Annotated in this window: 14 protein-coding genes; 4 read left to right on the top strand and 10 right to left on the bottom strand. The window is 32.0% G+C overall.

All coding sequences use genetic code 11. The annotated features are described in order from the left end of the window. Window positions 1-105: 105 nt before the first annotated feature. The 4 genes from CD111_RS12075 to nrdI all read right to left on the bottom strand — a co-directional run bounded on the left by CD111_RS12075 (window position 106) and on the right by nrdI (window position 4,215). A complete protein-coding gene (locus tag CD111_RS12075) occupies window positions 106-522 on the bottom strand; it encodes a FixH family protein (protein WP_095089279.1) in 417 nt (138 codons plus the stop codon). 227 nt (window positions 523-749) lie between these two features. After that, window positions 750-1,721: a class 1b ribonucleoside-diphosphate reductase subunit beta gene (gene nrdF, locus CD111_RS12070; RefSeq protein ID WP_095089284.1), complete on the bottom strand. Its 972-nt coding sequence runs from the start codon at window positions 1,719-1,721 to the stop codon at window positions 750-752. A 27-nt stretch (window positions 1,722-1,748) separates the two neighbouring features. Beyond that, the gene (gene nrdE, locus CD111_RS12065; RefSeq protein ID WP_095089288.1) at window positions 1,749-3,854 is read right to left on the bottom strand and encodes a class 1b ribonucleoside-diphosphate reductase subunit alpha; all 2,106 of its coding nucleotides are present in this window, start codon (window positions 3,852-3,854) and stop codon (window positions 1,749-1,751) included. Next, entirely contained in the window at window positions 3,817-4,215 is a 399-nt protein-coding gene (gene nrdI, locus CD111_RS12060) for a class Ib ribonucleoside-diphosphate reductase assembly flavoprotein NrdI (RefSeq protein ID WP_095089290.1), read from the bottom strand. The genes nrdE and nrdI overlap by 38 nt, the downstream gene beginning before the upstream one ends. 373 nt (window positions 4,216-4,588) lie before the next feature. On the opposite strand from nrdI, the gene CD111_RS12055 reads away from it, so the two are divergent. The 3 genes from CD111_RS12055 to CD111_RS12045 all read left to right on the top strand — a co-directional run bounded on the left by CD111_RS12055 (window position 4,589) and on the right by CD111_RS12045 (window position 7,757). Continuing rightward, a complete protein-coding gene (locus CD111_RS12055) occupies window positions 4,589-5,461 on the top strand; it encodes a DMT family transporter (protein WP_095089292.1) in 873 nt (290 codons plus the stop codon). Beyond that, window positions 5,461-5,961: a preQ(1) synthase gene (gene queF / locus CD111_RS12050; protein ID WP_095089296.1), complete on the top strand. Its 501-nt coding sequence runs from the start codon at window positions 5,461-5,463 to the stop codon at window positions 5,959-5,961. The genes CD111_RS12055 and queF overlap by 1 nt, the downstream gene beginning before the upstream one ends. Window positions 5,962-6,242: 281 nt before the next feature. Then, window positions 6,243-7,757 (top strand): peptide MFS transporter, encoded by a 1,515-nt coding sequence (locus CD111_RS12045; RefSeq protein WP_095089300.1) that lies wholly within the window; start codon window positions 6,243-6,245, stop codon window positions 7,755-7,757. 183 nt (window positions 7,758-7,940) lie between these two features. Here the strand turns inward: CD111_RS12045 and CD111_RS12040 are convergent, their stop codons facing one another. The 6 genes from CD111_RS12040 to CD111_RS12015 all read right to left on the bottom strand — a co-directional run bounded on the left by CD111_RS12040 (window position 7,941) and on the right by CD111_RS12015 (window position 15,996). Continuing rightward, a complete protein-coding gene (locus CD111_RS12040; protein ID WP_095089304.1) occupies window positions 7,941-8,522 on the bottom strand; it encodes a 5' nucleotidase, NT5C type in 582 nt (193 codons plus the stop codon). Window positions 8,523-8,594: 72 nt separating this feature from the next. Next, window positions 8,595-9,653, bottom strand: coding sequence for a histidinol-phosphate transaminase (gene hisC, locus CD111_RS12035; protein ID WP_095089307.1), 1,059 nt, complete (start codon window positions 9,651-9,653; stop codon window positions 8,595-8,597). 103 nt (window positions 9,654-9,756) lie between these two features. Further along, window positions 9,757-11,271: an ABC transporter permease/substrate-binding protein gene (locus CD111_RS12030; protein ID WP_095089311.1), complete on the bottom strand. Its 1,515-nt coding sequence runs from the start codon at window positions 11,269-11,271 to the stop codon at window positions 9,757-9,759. Further along, on the bottom strand, window positions 11,271-12,230 hold the full coding sequence (locus CD111_RS12025) for an ABC transporter ATP-binding protein (RefSeq protein ID WP_095089314.1): 960 nt from the start codon (window positions 12,228-12,230) through the stop codon (window positions 11,271-11,273). Before CD111_RS12025 ends, CD111_RS12030 begins: the two co-directional genes overlap by 1 nt. 93 nt (window positions 12,231-12,323) lie before the next feature. Beyond that, entirely contained in the window at window positions 12,324-14,102 is a 1,779-nt protein-coding gene (recQ, locus tag CD111_RS12020) for a DNA helicase RecQ (RefSeq protein ID WP_095089318.1), read from the bottom strand. A 22-nt stretch (window positions 14,103-14,124) separates the two neighbouring features. Next, entirely contained in the window at window positions 14,125-15,996 is a 1,872-nt protein-coding gene (locus CD111_RS12015; protein WP_095089322.1) for an ABC-F family ATP-binding cassette domain-containing protein, read from the bottom strand. Window positions 15,997-16,081: 85 nt separating this feature from the next. Here CD111_RS12015 and CD111_RS12010 point away from each other — a divergent pair, with 85 nt between their 5' ends. Beyond that, window positions 16,082-16,897, top strand: a complete 816-nt coding sequence (locus CD111_RS12010) for a ZIP family metal transporter (protein WP_095089326.1) — start codon at window positions 16,082-16,084, stop codon at window positions 16,895-16,897. The last annotated feature ends 17 nt before the right edge of the window (window positions 16,898-16,914 follow it).

Here is a 16,914-nt window from a genome sequence, read left to right as displayed (position 1 = left end):
AGCATATCTTATAAAATTTTTATAAAAAAGGGCGGGACAGAAATCTATTTATATTAAAAATAGATTTCTGTCCCGCCCTAGTTAGGCTTGCTACAAACTTAAAAATTATTTAATTTCAATATCTTGATTAGGCATTGTATGTTGATCTTTAGCTGTAACATGACTTGTTATGTTATATGTACCAGGTGTTTCAAACTTATATTTCAATGTATAAATACCATCTTTATCGTGTTTCACTTTTTTCATTGTTGATGCTTTTTTATCGCCATCTTTAGCTATTTCAAACATGACTTCATCAGCATCTTTTACTTTTTTGTCACCAAGTGTGACTTCTGCTTTCAAGTTAACTTCTTCACCTTTTTTAGCTTCTTTTGGAATATCTAATTTAACTTCTAAAGCTTGTGGTTTTTCTTCAGACTTATGCTCCTTATGGCTGTTTTCTTTTTCATCTTTATCATTTCCACAAGCTGCAAGTACCGCAATAATCATAATTGTTAATACACTTAATAATATTCTTTTCACGAATATCTCCACCTTTCTGTTTATTAACTTAATTATATACAAATATTCATTTCATAATACAAGTAAGATTGAAAAATATGTTAACATTTTAAGTCAAATTTATGAAAACGTTTAATTTTAGATGATAACAGCTTGTTCTGCACTTCTATACTTAAAATAATAGAACACATTACGAGGCTATTTTACCTTGTAATGTGTTCTAATTTATCTATAAAATCTTATTTTCTTTAATGCTCATCAAACACGAAATCTTCATCCTTAAGCGCTTCTACGTTTAATGCTAATACGTATCCATCACCTTTAACACTAAAGAAATCATGGTTTTTAGTGCTAGTATTTAATGCATTTTCAATAATTGGATTAAATGCTTTTTCTTCATAATACGCTTCAAAGCCTAGGTTTGCTAAAGCTTTATTAGCATTATACGTCACATAATTCATAACATCATTCGTTAACCCAATTTCATCATATAAAGATTTAGTATATTCGTATTCATTTTTGTATAGTAAATCAAGCATACGATACATTTCTCTATCTGCTTTTAATTGCTCATCTTGTGATAATTCATTTCTTAAACTTTGTGCATCTAATCCTGTAAATACACCATGAATTGATTCATCTAGTAATATTTTACGGATAATTTCACCTGAAGTTGTCATTCTACCTTGTCCTGCTAAATAAAGAGGATAATAGAATCCAGAATAGAATAAGAATGTCTCTAAGAACACACTTGAAACACGTGCCATATATTGATCATAAATACTCGCTTCTTTAGCCCATAATTTATGATAATTACCAACAATCATTTCTGATTTATATTTCAAATGTGGCTCTTCTACTACCCATTTATCTAGTAGTTCATTCGTTTCACTAGAAGGTAATAACGTTGTAAATATATGTGAATAACTTTTCGCATGTATTTGCTCCATCATACCCATGAACGAATAAACTGCTTTTTTACGTAAATCTTTAGTGTGCATCATGATAAGTGGCATACCATCATCTGCTTGATGCGTATCTAATCCTGTTAATCCAGCTAAAGCTTTCTTAAAAGCATTTTGTTCTGGTTCAGTTAAAGTTTCCCAACTTGCCATATCTTTAGAAACTTTAAATTCTGACTCCACCCACATTTGTGAGATGTTCTGACGCCAGAACATGTTCGTCATATCTTCTTGTGTATTCCAATTTACTGCCTTCATATTAGATCTCCTATCTTATTAGAATGATTAAATTGCACAACTTGTACATTCTTCAACGCTTAATAATTTATTACGTGTATAGTAAAGTGATTTCAATCCCTTATGGTGGGCATATACGTATAATCTTGAAAGTTCACGTGTAGAAATTTCAGAGTTTACATATAGAATTGTAGAAATACCTTGATCTACGTGTTCTTGTATTGTTGCAATTAAATCAATTAACTTCATTTGATCTGTATTAAACGCTGATTTATAGAACCACATTGTTTCTGGTGATAAGAATGGCATCGGATAAAATGTTTCTGCATTTCCGTATGTTCTTCTTTCAATTTGATCCACAATTGGCATAACTGAACTTGTTGCATTTTGGACATATGAAATACTTTGTGTTGGTGCAATTGCAAGTCTATAAGCATGGTATAAACCATTTTCTTTAACTTCTTGCGCCAATGATGCCCAATCTTCTGCACTTGGAATATCCATTCCTTCAAATAATGCAGCGACATTATCATATTGTGGTTTAATATCTGAATGGATATATTTCTCAAAATATTTACCTGAGGCGTAATCTGATTTCTCAAAATCAACATACGTCTCTTGTTTTTCTTTAGCTATTTCCATTGAACGTTCAATAGAATAATAATTCATCATCATAAAGAATACATTGGCAAAGTCTTTTGCTTCTTCAGATTCATAGCCAATTTTATTTTTAGCTAAGAAACCATGTAAGTTCATTACGCCTAAGCCTACTGAATGCAATTCGCTATTTGCTTTTCTTACACCAGGTGCATTTTTAATTTCAGTATCATCAGAAACGACTGTTAATGCATCCATACCAGTATGAACTGAGTTTCTAAATTTCTTAGATTCCATCACATTGACGATGTTTAATGATCCTAAATTACATGAAATATCACGTTTAATTTCATCTTCCGTTCCATAGTCATTAATAATTGAAGTTTCTTGTAGTTGGAATATTTCTGTACATAAGTTACTCATTTTGATTTGACCAATTTCAGCATTTGGATGTACTTTATTCGCATTATCTTTGAACATCAAATATGGATAACCAGATTGTAATTGTGTTTGTGCTATCGTATTTAACATATCACGTGCATCTTTAGATTTCTTAATAATATTAGGGTTTGCAACTAATTCGTCATAACGTTCATCTAAATTAATATCATCCAAAGTTACACCATATTCACGTTCTACAGTGTGTGGTGCGAACATGTGAAAGTCTTTGCCTTCTTTAGCTAAATCGAAGAATTTAGATGGGACAATAAGTCCAGTTGATATTGTCGATAACCTAATATCTTCATCGGCATTTACTTTTTTAGTATCTAAAAATTCCAATACATCATAGTGGAATATATTTAAATATACAGCACCAGCGCCAGGTCTTTGACCAAGTTGATCAGCATAGCTAAAGCCACCTTCTAATGATTTTGCTACTGGTAAGACACCTTTAGCTACACCTTTAATACCTTTAATTGCTTCGCCACGTGCACGTAATTTAGATAAATTAATGGCAACACCGCCACCTATTTTACTAAGTTGTTTAGCAGTAGAATCAATAAAGTTAATGGAATTTAAGCTGTCGTCTACTTCTAGTAAGAAACAACTCACTAATTCTCCACGTCTCGCTCTTCCTGCATTTAAAAATGTAGGTGTTGCTGGTTGAATTCTTTGTTCAATCATACCTTCTATGAATTGCTTAGCCTGTTCAACATTTCCTTTTGCTAAATATAAAGAAACGATGATGACATGTTCTTTATATGTTTCTAGATATTCAGTTTTATCGTTTGTTTTCAATGCATAATCTTTAAAAAACTTGCTTGCTGACATATAACTAGCAAATTTAAATGGTATAGAATCAGCAAATTGATTAATCTCTGTTAAAGCTTCTTCACTATATTCTTTAAATAAGTCATAGTAAAAATCTTGATCAACTAAGAAGTGTAATCGTTCTAAAGCATTATTAAACTTGATTGATTTCTCTTCAATTTCTTCCAAGTATAATTCAAGCGCTTCTTGGTCCTTCTCAATATCAAAAAACCCATCTTCTCTTCGTTTCGTTACCTTGTTATTTAGCTCAATATGATTTTTTTTCTGTTTGTTTATCATTTTCATAGAGATTAACCACCTTTTCCTTAAATTCATTTGCGATTTCTTGATTACCATGTAATTCAAATTTCATTAATAAAGGGACATGATACTTTTCCGCAATTTCATCTCCGGCTTTTGCGAAATTCTGTCCCCAATTTCTATTTCCACTACCTACTACCGCTTTAAGTTGTTCGTGATTAATATCTAGAAAGTCTTGTACGGTATCAGGTATTTGACCAAAACCGATTGTTCCGGTAACAATGATAAATGGTTCATTTATTACTTCAAATTTATTTACTTCAGTGAGAGCCATGGTATCCGTTAGCCCAGATTTTTGAATGAACCGTTTTACGTTACCTGTTAAAGAATAATAAATAACCTTCATAAACTATCACCTACCATATGTATATGCTGTCTTTTCATTTATGCAATAAAAATATAATGAAATCATTACTTTATACATTTTCATTATAAATGTACAAAACACAAGATATAGTGCTCTTTTATTTGGATACATACTATATTATGTGATTCATTATAACATTATAAATGAGCCATAACACTTATAATACCTTAAAAATTTTTAAAAAATAGGGTTGACTTTGTTTCAAATCACGCCAACCGTTGTCACATCACCATTTGAAAATAACTTTCATAAATTTTTATTTTTAAATTAAATCTCAATCATGCGTTATACTCTTTAAAAGCATTTTATGATACGATATGTTCATTGATAAAATTTGGAAGGTGCATAAAAAATGAATGCCACAGTTAAAGGAATATTAGCTATACTTATTTCTTCTTTCGGATTCAGTTTAATGGCTGTTTTCTTTAGACTTTCTGGTGATTTACCAGTATTTCAAAAGTCACTATTTAGAAACTTGATTGCCATGATTGTTCCGATATATTTTGTAATGAAATACAAAGCCCCATTATTTGGTGAATTACAGAATCAGCCGCTTTTAATTTTGAGATCCACACTTGGTTTAATTGGTGTGTTACTCAACATCTACGCGATTGATCACATGGTTCTCAGCGATGCAGATATGTTAATGAAACTTAATCCATTCTGGACAATCTTACTATGTGCAATATTTTTAAATGAACGTACTAGAAGATATCAAGTGATCGCCATGATTGTTGCAATTGCTGGCTCAATATTTATCATTAAACCATCGTTTGATTCTGATGTAATTCCAGCAATAGTTGGGTTGTTATCTGGTATATTTGCCGCTGGTGCATACACTGCATTACGACCGTTAGGACAAAGAGAAAAATCATATACAACAGTATTTTATTTCTCGTTCTTTTCGACTGTTGTACTCATACCATTTGTCATTTTCACATATCAACCAATGAACACCACACAAATAATTTTCTTATTATTATCCGGTATTTTCGCAACTGTAGGACAATTCGGTATAACGATGGCTTATAGCTTTGCCGCTGCAAAAGACATTTCAATCTTTGTATATGCGTCAGTTATCTTTAGTGCTATTCTCGGTTTCATCCTATTTAAAGAAGTGCCAGATATGCTAAGTTACCTCGGATATATTATTATATTCCTTGCAGGTTATTATATGTTCAAAAAAGCTCAAAGAAATCCAAAACCACAAAAAGGAGAATCATAATGTCAGAAGGAAGAAACAAAGAAGAATTAAAAGATATCACACTACTCGGAAACCAAAACAATACTTATCATGATCAATATACACCTGAAGTGTTAGAAGTATTTGATAATAAACATCAAGGTAGAGACTACTTTGTAAAATTTAATTGTCCAGAATTCACATCACTTTGTCCTATAACTGGGCAGCCAGATTTTGCTACAATTTATATATCTTATATCCCTAACATTAAAATGGTAGAATCAAAATCTTTAAAACTATATTTATTCAGTTTCAGAAATCATGGAGATTTTCATGAAGATTGCATGAATGTCATTATGAACGATTTGATTGAATTAATGGATCCACATTATATAGAAGTTTTAGGAAAGTTTACACCAAGAGGTGGTATATCAATTGACCCTTATACAAATTACGGACGCCCAGACTCTAAATACGAGAAAATGGCAGAATATCGAATGATGAATCATGATTTATACCCAGAAAATGTTGATAATAGATAACAAAAAATGCGTCAGTGCAAACTGACGCATTTTTTTATTGAAATAATCATTTTCCACTTATTCTAACATATGAAACTTTATTATAAGAAAGCGCTTTCTTTATTTCGGAATTTTTTTATCATAGGAAACCGTTGATATATATGATTTCTAAAATTTTAATTATCATTATTGTGTGAATATTAACAATCTTTAACTTGTTTTTATTTTATCAAACGATTACAATTTAATATGTGATAATTTAAAAAAAGCTTATACAGTTTATTATGAAGGGGAATTATATTATGAATAACAGACATTATTCTAAAGAGGAAATCATCCAAAGTACGCCTCGTACAGGATTCTTTGGACATCCTAAAGGCTTATCAACTTTATTCCTTACTGAGTTTTGGGAACGATTCAGTTACTATGGAATGAAAGCTATACTTGCTTATTACATATATTATTCAGTATCAAAAGGCGGCTTCGGTATAGACCAAGGTTTAGCACTTCAAATCGTTTCAATATATGGTGCACTTGTTTATATGAGTGGTGTCATTGGTGGTTGGATTGCAGATAGAATAACTGGTACGAGACATGCATTGTTCTACGGTGGCATACTCATCATGATTGGACATATTCTACTATCATTACCTAGTAACTTCACATTACTACTCGTAGCATTGCTATTCTTAATTGTAGGTACTGGTTTATTAAAACCTAATATTTCTTCTACAGTTGGGTTACTGTATGAAAAGAATGACCCAAGATTAGATTCAGCTTTCACTATTTTTTATATGTCAATCAACTTAGGTGCTTTATTATCACCATTAATCATTGGTTGGTTACAAGTAAATGTTGGTTTTCACGCTGGATTCGCAGTTGCAGCAGTTGGTATGTTTGTTGGTTTAGTTATATACTTCATCACAAACAAAAAATATTTAGGTTTGGCAGGTATTGAAATTCCTGACCCTCTTTCAAAAAAAGAAAAGAAAACAATTACCATTATCACTGCCATTATCGTCGTGATTTGTGCAATTGTTTGTGTTATATTAGCTTTATTTGGCAAGTTAACACTACCTAATTTTGCTAACTTTATCTCTTTACTTGGCATACTGTTACCAATTTATTATTTTGTAAAAATAACAACAAGTAAGAAGACTCAAGATTTCGAACGTTCAAGAGTGTTTGCATACATTCCGTTATTTATCGCGGCAGTTGCATTCTGGATGATTCAAGAGCAAGGTTCAACAGTGTTAGCACAATTTGCTGATACAAAAACTGAATTAAGTATGGCAAACTTAACAGGCGGTTTAATCGATTTTCAAATACCAGCTGCTTGGTTCCAATCACTTAATCCATTTTTCATTATTTTGTTAGCACCTATCTTCTCTACAATTTGGGTTAAACTCGGTAGATTCAATCCACCTACAGTATATAAATTTGTAATTGGTGTTTGTTTCGCCGGACTTTCATACATCATAATGGTTATTCCTTTATCAAGTGACGCTGGATTAATTAATCCATTCTGGTTATTTGCTAGTTTCTTACTTGTAACAGTTGGAGAGCTTTGTATCTCACCAATTGCTTTATCTACAACGACTAAATTAGCACCTCAAGCCTTTACGGCTCAAATGATGAGTGTATGGTTCTTATCAAACGCAATGGCACAAGGTATCAACGCACAAATGGTCAAAATATATACAAGTATCAGCTCAAATGATTACTTCTTATATTCTGGTATCATCGCAATCGTCATCGGGATATTATTATTAATCGCTAGTCCTAAGATTAAATCACTTATGGTTGGCGTTAAATAAACGAAATATGTAACTCAAAATAAAAAAGTATATCACTCAACTGATTTTATCAGCTTTATAGTGATATACTTTTTTTATTAAAAGCGTTACAACATTTCTTGTACATAAAAATAAAATAAAGCACTCCGTTAGTTTAGTTATTTACTACAAAAACTAAATTAACGAAGTGCTTTATTTTATTTTTTACTTCATACTTTGTGATACTTTATTCTTCTGTTTATTATATTCACCATTCTCACCTAAGAAGTATGCTTCTACTTCTTTCCAATTGTGTACTTTTGGCCACTTATCATAATCAACGTTATGACCAGCCGCGTACATAATCGAATGATTTTTGAAACTTTCTAATTGTTTAGGATTATCATCAATTAAATAATCTGTGTTTACTATGCCTTTATCACCACAAAAAACAAAATGTTGCGTATCTAAAAACGGCATATGTTCTTGAAGCCATGCATATTTATCAGCAAATGATGTTGGAACGTCCATCGCTGCTGTCACTATATAGACATCATAGTATTCATTCAATTTCTTAACGACTTCAATTGCATCAGGAAATACTTCTAAGTCTCTAAAGAATCCATCTTTTCTTAAAATATTCGTTAAGAGTCCTTGATGTTCTGGCATCATATTTCTGATCTTTGTGCCACGCAACTCTTCCATCGTAATATTTGATGATGTCTCATCATTGTAATGTTGAAGCAATTTCTTAATCGTATCAACTAAAACTTCATCCATATCAATACCAATCGTTTGTTTCGTCATCATACATTCTCCTTTAATTTCTCATGATATTAGTATATCAAAGAACGACATGACTTTCCTATTTCACGAATTTTACTTATTAAAAAATGATTCTAATACTTTTATTACTTGGTCATTATGCTCACTAAAACCAGCTGTTATTCGAACACCGTTTGGAAATGGTCTTGTTATAAACCCTTCTTTGATAAGGGCATCATAAAGCATTTGAGGTTCTTCTGTATTTACAAATACAAAGTTCGTTTGGCTATCATATAAATGCTCACTAAATGATGCGTTTAAATACTTCTCAATTTCTATGCGATTTTTAGTAGTTATATCTCGTAAATAATTCTGGTCTTTAAGTGCAGCATCAGCAGCAACTGCAGATAATGATGTCACATTAAATGGTAGTCTCACAATGTCGAGTTGATTTAATAAATCTTCACTCGCTATAGCATATCCAATACGTTGAGATGCTAAACCGTATGCTTTTGAGAACGTTCTTAATACGACAACTTGATCATATTGTGATAATAATTCTAAACTATTTGGCATATCTTCAGCAGTTGCGAATTCAATATATGCTTCATCAATAAGTACGATAATATCGTCGGGTACTTTTTGTATAAATGATTCAATTTCATCATGTGGTAAGTATGTACCTGTTGGATTGTTTGGATTACATATCCAAATTAGTTTTGTACTGTCGTTAATTTGCTCGTACATAGCGTCTAAATCAAAATAACCATCTTTAAGCGGCGTTGTTCTCACATTTGCACTTTCTATAACAGCATGGTGTTTATACTGTCCAAATGTCATGTCACTCGTCACAATCTCATCATTCGCTTCTAAGATTGCTCTTGAAATAATCATAATCACTTCATCTAAACCTGAACCGAAGAAAATTTGTTCTTTCTTAACATTATGCATGTTGCTTAACGTTTCTTTTACGTCAAATTGTTTAACTTCAGGATAGTAAAATAATTCATCTAAATTATCTTTAATAGCTTCTTTTACTTTGGGTGAAGGACCATATAAATTTTCATTTGAAGCAAGTTTGACCATTTCTCCATCAAAGCCATACTTTTCCTTTAATTGTCGCGGTGATAAACCTGGCTGATACGCTTGTAATTTGCTTAATTGTTGCTTCATATTGATTGACCTCCAAATTATAAATAAAAACGGTAAATCGAAATTTACCGTTTTGTATATTAATAATATTATAGACCTTTTCATTTTCATAAATCAATGGTATTTAATTAATCAAGTTGTTCTTCTTTAAATAATCTTTAGCTACTTTATATGAATCTTCATCTTTAACAGTTACTTTATAATTCATTTCTTGCATTTCTTCATCGGTGATTTTGCCTTTTAATTTATTCATGGCCTTCACTGCTTCTGGGTGTTCTTTAACTGTTTTGTTTTTCATCATTGGTGCACCTTGATAAGGTGGGAACAGCTTCTTGTCATCTTCTAAAACAACCATCCCGTACTCTTTAAGTTCAGCATCTGTAGAATATGCATCTATTAAGTCGATATCATTTCCTTCTAATGCTTGATATCGCAACTTAGGTTCCATTGTTTTAACATCTTTAAATTTAAGGTTGTATTTTTTTTGAATACCTTTATAACCATCACCACGGTCATTAAATTCTAATGTAAATCCCGGTCTTATATCATCTTCTACTTTTTTAAGATCAGATATAGTTTTTAAGTTATATTTTTTGGCATATTCTTTTTTTACTGCTAAGGCATACGTATTATTGTATTTCATTGGCTCTAGCAATTGCATATCAAATTTCTTATTTATACTCTCATTTGCTTGGTTATAAACCATTTTCTCGGAAGTAGATTTAGGCGCTTCCTTCGTTAACTCACCTAAAACCGTACCTGTAAATTCTAAATAACCATCAATTTCATCTGATTTAAGTGCATTAAATAAGAATGATGTTTTACCCATGCCTGCTTTGACTTCAACTTTATTCTCTGTATCTTCTTCGATTAAAATTTTATACATATTTGTAATAATTTCTGGTTCAGATCCTAGCTTGCCCGCTAAAGTGATTTTGTCTCCTTTTTGAGCAAATATTGGAATAATAATTGTTAATAAAAATACAATTAAAATTGAACCTAGTATAATAAGTGATTTTTTATATGATATTTTTTCTAAAATTTTCAAGAATAAATCAAAGAAAATAGCTAATATCGCTGCTGGAATTGCCCCAAGCAGTATTAATGATGAGTTATTACGATCTATCCCAAGTAAGATTAAGTCACCTAGGCCCCCTGCACCTATTAATGCCGCTAATGTTGCTGTCCCTATTATCAATACCATTGCCGTTCTAATACCGGCCATCATGACTGGCATAGCAAGTGGTAGCTCTACTTTAGATAATCTGCGCCCTGTCTTCATACCAATGCCTCGTGCTGCTTCGATAAGTGATGGATCGACTTCCTTTATACCTGTATATGTATTCCTCAATATAGGTAAAAGTGCATAAATTACTAATGCAATAATTGCTGGAACTCTACCAATTCCGAATAATGGAATCATCAACCCTAACAGCGCTAATGACGGAATAGTCTGTAAAACAGCTGCGATATTTATGATAACTTCTGCTAACTTTTTAGTTTTAGTCAACAAAATCCCAAGTGGCACGGCTATGACTACAGCGATAAGTAAAGCAATGAATGATAACTGAATATGCTCTAATAATGTTTCGAGTAATTGCTCTTTTCGAGTAGATAGTGTTTCAATTAACGTATGCATTATGAAACACCTCTATTCTTACCAGCTAAATAACTAAACACATATTTCCTCGTCACAATATGACTTGGTACTTCTTCACCTTTATCCATCACAATTGCTTCATGTTCTGCTAATAAACCATAAATATGGTCGATTGTTTCTGTAGGTTTAACTTTAGGAAATTGATTGATTTCACCTATAGAAACTTCAGTTATTGGTTGTGCTATATCTCCTAATTGAATTTGTTTAAGAACATGTACATCCATATTCCCTAAAAATGATTTAACAAATTCATTTTTAGGGTGATGTATAAATTCATCTGGTGTTCCAATTTGTTCAACACGTCCTTGATTAAGCAAACAAATACGGTCTCCCATTTTCATTGCTTCTTCAATGTCATGTGTAACAAATACAATTGTTTTTTTAATTTTAGTTTGCAATTCTAACAAATCATCTTGTAAATTCTTTCTACTTATTGGATCGAGCGCACTAAAAGGTTCATCCATTAATACGACTGGAGGATCTGATGCAAGTGCTCGAATCACACCAATACGTTGTTGTTGTCCACCAGATAGTTCACTAGGATATCTGTCCCTATATGTTTCAGGATCTAAACCAACCATATTTAGCAGTTCGTCAACTCGATCTGCAATATCTTTTTTCTTCCATTTTTTCATTTCTGGTACTTGTGCTATATTCTCTTTAATTGTCATATGAGGGAATAGTGCGATTTGTTGTAATACATATCCTATATCCCAACGCATCTTTGAAACATCATAATCACTAATAGGTTTATCGTTAAAATAAATAAATCCTTCTGATAAATTAATAAGTCTGTTTATCATTTTAAGCGTCGTTGTTTTCCCGCAACCAGATGGCCCAATTAAAACAAAAAATTCACCTTTGTTAATTTTAAAACTTACATCATCCACTGCTTTTTTATCTCCGTATATTTTTGAAACAGTTTCAAATTCAATCATTAATAGACACCACATTCCCTTTTTATTGTTTACAACTAAACACAAGTTACATTACATGTACCCTTTATTTCTAAATAAATTCCTATTTTTTAATTAGATAGGTTGCTTATATGTTTTAATAGTGTCGATAAAAATAGGACAATAATGTTTTAACTTATAACTACCGATTCCATCTATTAGAACCATTTCTTTTTTAGAATCTGGTAATCTTTTCGCAAATTGTTCCAGAATTTGATCTGAAAATATAGAAAGTGGTGAGACTTCTAATTCTTTGCTTAAATTTTTCCGCACTTCTACCAAACGATTAAATAGCGATCGATCAACATCTGTAATTGTTTGTATATCCACAATTTCTGTAGGTTTCGTTCTAAATGGTGTTGTCATAATTTCAACATTACCTCTTAATACATCCATAGCACTTTGATCGACACTTAAAATTTCTTTATGTTCATTTAAATATCCTTTATATCTTAATTCATCTAATAGATGATGACATTCATTCGTCGTATAATTCTTCAAAATACCATACGTACTCAATTCATTATATCCTAAGTTAGAAATTTGATTTGTCTCTTCTCCTCTTAGAACTTGAATAATCATATTTCGTTTTTCGTTTTGTTTTAGACGTGCAATACAACTTAATATTTTCTGAGCTTCTGTGGTCATATTGTAATTTTTTTCAGCTTGAACACAGCTTGAACATCTGCCACATTCTTCTAGTTTTTCATCTGGATTAAAGTAATGTATCATCATAGCTTCAAGGCATTTCGTTGTTTTCGTATATTGAATCATCTGTCTTAGCTTTTCGCCTTGCTTTTCTTTGTACTCATCATCAGCAGGACTAGAAGAAATAAAGAATTTTTGAAGATCAATATCTCGGTCGGAGTATAATAATATACATTCACTATCTAGCTGATCACGTCCTGCTCTACCTGCTTCTTGATAATATGATTCGATATCTTGAGGCATATTATAATGAATAACAAATCGAACATTAGATTTGTCGATACCCATTCCAAATGCATTCGTTGCAACAGCCAATTTAACGTCATCATCTATAAATTTTCTTTGAGCATTTGCTCTTTCTTCTTTAGGAAGACCAGCGTGATACATAACGTTATCAATTTCTAAATCATCAAATGTTTCACTTAATTGTTCAACTTGCTTTCGTGTTGAACAATAAATAATACCCGATTGATTACGATGTTGTTTAACGTAATCTTTCACAAAATTTAACCGTTGATATGTGTTATCTACTTTGAAAGTTAAATTTTCACGCTTAATTGAGGTTTCAACAATATCATTTGGTGCTATTCCTAGTTTACTTGATATATCTTCTTGAACTTCTTTAGTTGCAGTTGCAGTTAATGCAACCAGTCTAAAGTGATGCGGTAAGCTCATAACATGTGAGATAACTTCTTGATAACTTGGTCTAAAATCATGCCCCCACTTTGAAATACAATGCGCTTCATCAAATGCTATTAATTGTACATTACACTTGTTTATCATTTGTATAAATTGAGGTTGGTTAAATCGTTCTGGTGCAATATAAAGGAATTTTAAGTTTCCTGAAACGAGTTCGCTTTCAACTCTTTTCTTTTCTTTACTTGTTAACGTACTATTTAAAAATTCAGCATTAATCCCCATTGACCTTAAACTGTCAACTTGGTCTTTCATTAGTGATATCAATGGACTAATCACAATTGTTAATCCATCTAAATATAAGCCTGGTACTTGGTAACATACCGATTTACCTCCACCAGTTGGCATTACGCCCAATGTTGGTCGGTGATCAATCACTTTATCGATTATGTCTTTTTGTCCAGCTCTAAATTGCTGGTATCCGAAATATTCTTGTAAAATGTTTTGCATCTATTATTACACCTCTATATGCTTATAATCTATCTGATAAGGATGACCAACGCATATAATCTTCTTCATATTGCGTTTCAATCGATTTCTTCTCACTTGTAAGCTCATTTAGTTTTTCATAGTTTGTTGCATGTTCAATCATTTCTTTATCTATTTCTTCTAATCTATTTTCAATGTATTCTATATTTTTCTCTAACTGTTCCAGTTCTCTTTTTTCTTTAAATGATAATCTCACTGGTTCATTTGATTTTTCGATTATCTTTTCTTCTTTTTTCAATTGTTGTTGCGCATTTTTTTCAACTTTGCGCTTATAAACTAAATAATCCTCAAAGTTTCCTAACATTGGTTCTACTTCTTCGTCGTGTATAAACCAATATTTATTTGCGACTTTATTCAAGAAATATCTATCATGGCTGACAGTCAATACAGTCCCACCAAATTCATTAATATAAGCCTCTAATATCGTAAGTGTTTCTGTATCTAAATCATTTGTAGGCTCATCAAGAATAAGAACATTCGGTTCATGTACAAGTAATTTCAAGAGATAAAGTCTCTTCTGTTCTCCACCTGAAAGTTTACTTATTTGTGTACCATGAGAAGAACTTGGGAATAAAAATCGTTCCAATAATTGCGTAACTGAAACGACTGTTCCGTCTTTTTCTTTCGCTACTTCACTTTCTTCACGTAAATAATCAATCATTCTCTTATTTGAACTTAAACTTTCTTCAAGTTGTTTAAAGTAAGCAATTTTAACAGTTTGTCCAGTTCGTAATGCTCCATCAAAATCTTGATCTAGACCGCTTATAATATTTAACAGTGTTGTTTTTCCGACACCATTCTCACCAACTATCCCAATTCTATCTCCCTTTTGAATGATAGTTGAGAAATCTCGGAATAACACTTTATTGCCTATCTTCTTACCGACTTCTTCCAATTCAAACACTTGCTTACCTAACCTAGAGTGAGCAAGATTTAAACTCGCTTCGCCTTGTGTTTTTTTAGAAGCAATATCATCTTCTAAAGTATTGAATCTTTGAATTCTTGCTTGTTGTTTTGTAGATCGTGCTTTAGCACCTTGTCTCATCCAATTCAACTCTTGTTTGTAAAGCGCTTTCTTCTTGTCGTGCTGTTTCATTTCTATTTCTTCTTTTTCAGCTCTTGCTTGAATGTATGATTCATAGTTCCCTGGATAACTTGTCAATTTTCCATTTGAAAGTTCAACGATTCTTGTAGCAACTTGGTTTAGGAAATGACGATCATGGGTAACAAACATTATCGTGTGAGGATACTGTCTAATATAATTTACTAACCACTCAATACCTTCAATATCCAAATGGTTAGTTGGTTCATCTAATAACAGTAAGTCAGGTTTACGAATAAGTTCTTTTGCTAAGGCCACTCTTTTTTTCTGACCACCACTTAATTCACCGATTTTTTTGAGATAGTCATTTATACCTAGTTTTGATAGAATAGTTTTAACATCTGAACTATAGTCCCATGCATTAAGTCGATCCATATCGGATTGATATTTCATCATAAGATCTAAATCTTTAGAGTCACCTGTTAATTGGTACTTATTAAGTATATTTTCATAATTTGCGATAGCTTTAGTTAATTCTGTTTCATCGTTTAATACTTCATCTATGATTGTTAGTGATTCGTTTAAGTCTGGCTTTTGGCTAGCATATGCAATTTGGTATTGATTTGGGTAAGACGTTTTTGCATCATAATCATCGTCAATATTTGCAATTACTTTAAGCAAAGTACTTTTGCCGGTACCATTAATACCTACTAGTCCAATACGTTCTTTATTAGAAATAGATAAATCTAAATCATTAAATAAAACTTTGTCACCATATTGCTTATTAAGTTTTTCAATTTTATATGCTTCCATCAATTAACATCCTTTAATTTTCTCAGTTTTCAATTAATATATTATACACTTTTTTTCTAATAAAAGATATGAAGGAGACATAACTATGCAAGAGTTTTTTACAACATTACCACCTTATTTACAAGCATTGTTTGCGGGTATCATAACGTGGCTGTTAACAGCACTTGGTGCATCGTTTGTATATTTGTTTAAAAACATTGACACTAAAGTGATTAACACGATGCAAGGATTTGCTGCTGGGGTTATGATAGCAGCAAGTTTTTGGTCGTTATTACAACCTTCAATTGAACAAAGTTCAGATAGTATGATGCCATGGCTACCTGCTGCAATTGGATTTATACTTGGTGGTATTTTTATAAGGTTATTAGATTTTGTGATCCCACATGCGCATCAAAATTCTCCTGATAAAAACCAAAGAGTTGAAGGTCCTGACACTGCATTAGGAAAGAATACCTTGTTGTTCTTAGCAATTACATTGCATAATATTCCAGAAGGTATGGCAATCGGTGTTGCGTTCGGTGGCGTTGCTACAGGTAATGATGGTGCGACACTGTTAGGCGCATTAGGTTTAGCGATTGGAATTGGGATTCAGAACATCCCTGAAGGTGCAGCACTTTCAATGCCTATACGTGCTTCAGGATTATCAAAGTGGAAATCATTTAACTATGGACAAGCCTCAGCGTTAGTAGAACCGGTATTTGCAATGCTAGGTGCATTACTCGTTGTCGTGGCAACTCCCGTATTACCATATGCATTAGCATTTGCTGCCGGGGCCATGATATTCGTAGTTGTAGAAGAATTAATACCAGAGTCACAATCAGGAAACAATACAGACTTAGCAACGCTAGGTTTAATGGGCGGTTTTACTATCATGATGATCTTAGATGTTGCATTAGGATAAATCACATTACCATATCG

Origin of the sequence: Mammaliicoccus stepanovicii (assembly GCF_002902525.1) — a bacterium.
In the GTDB taxonomy this organism is placed as follows: domain Bacteria; phylum Bacillota; class Bacilli; order Staphylococcales; family Staphylococcaceae; genus Mammaliicoccus; species Mammaliicoccus stepanovicii.
This window is presented reverse-complemented; position numbering and strand designations above follow the sequence as displayed.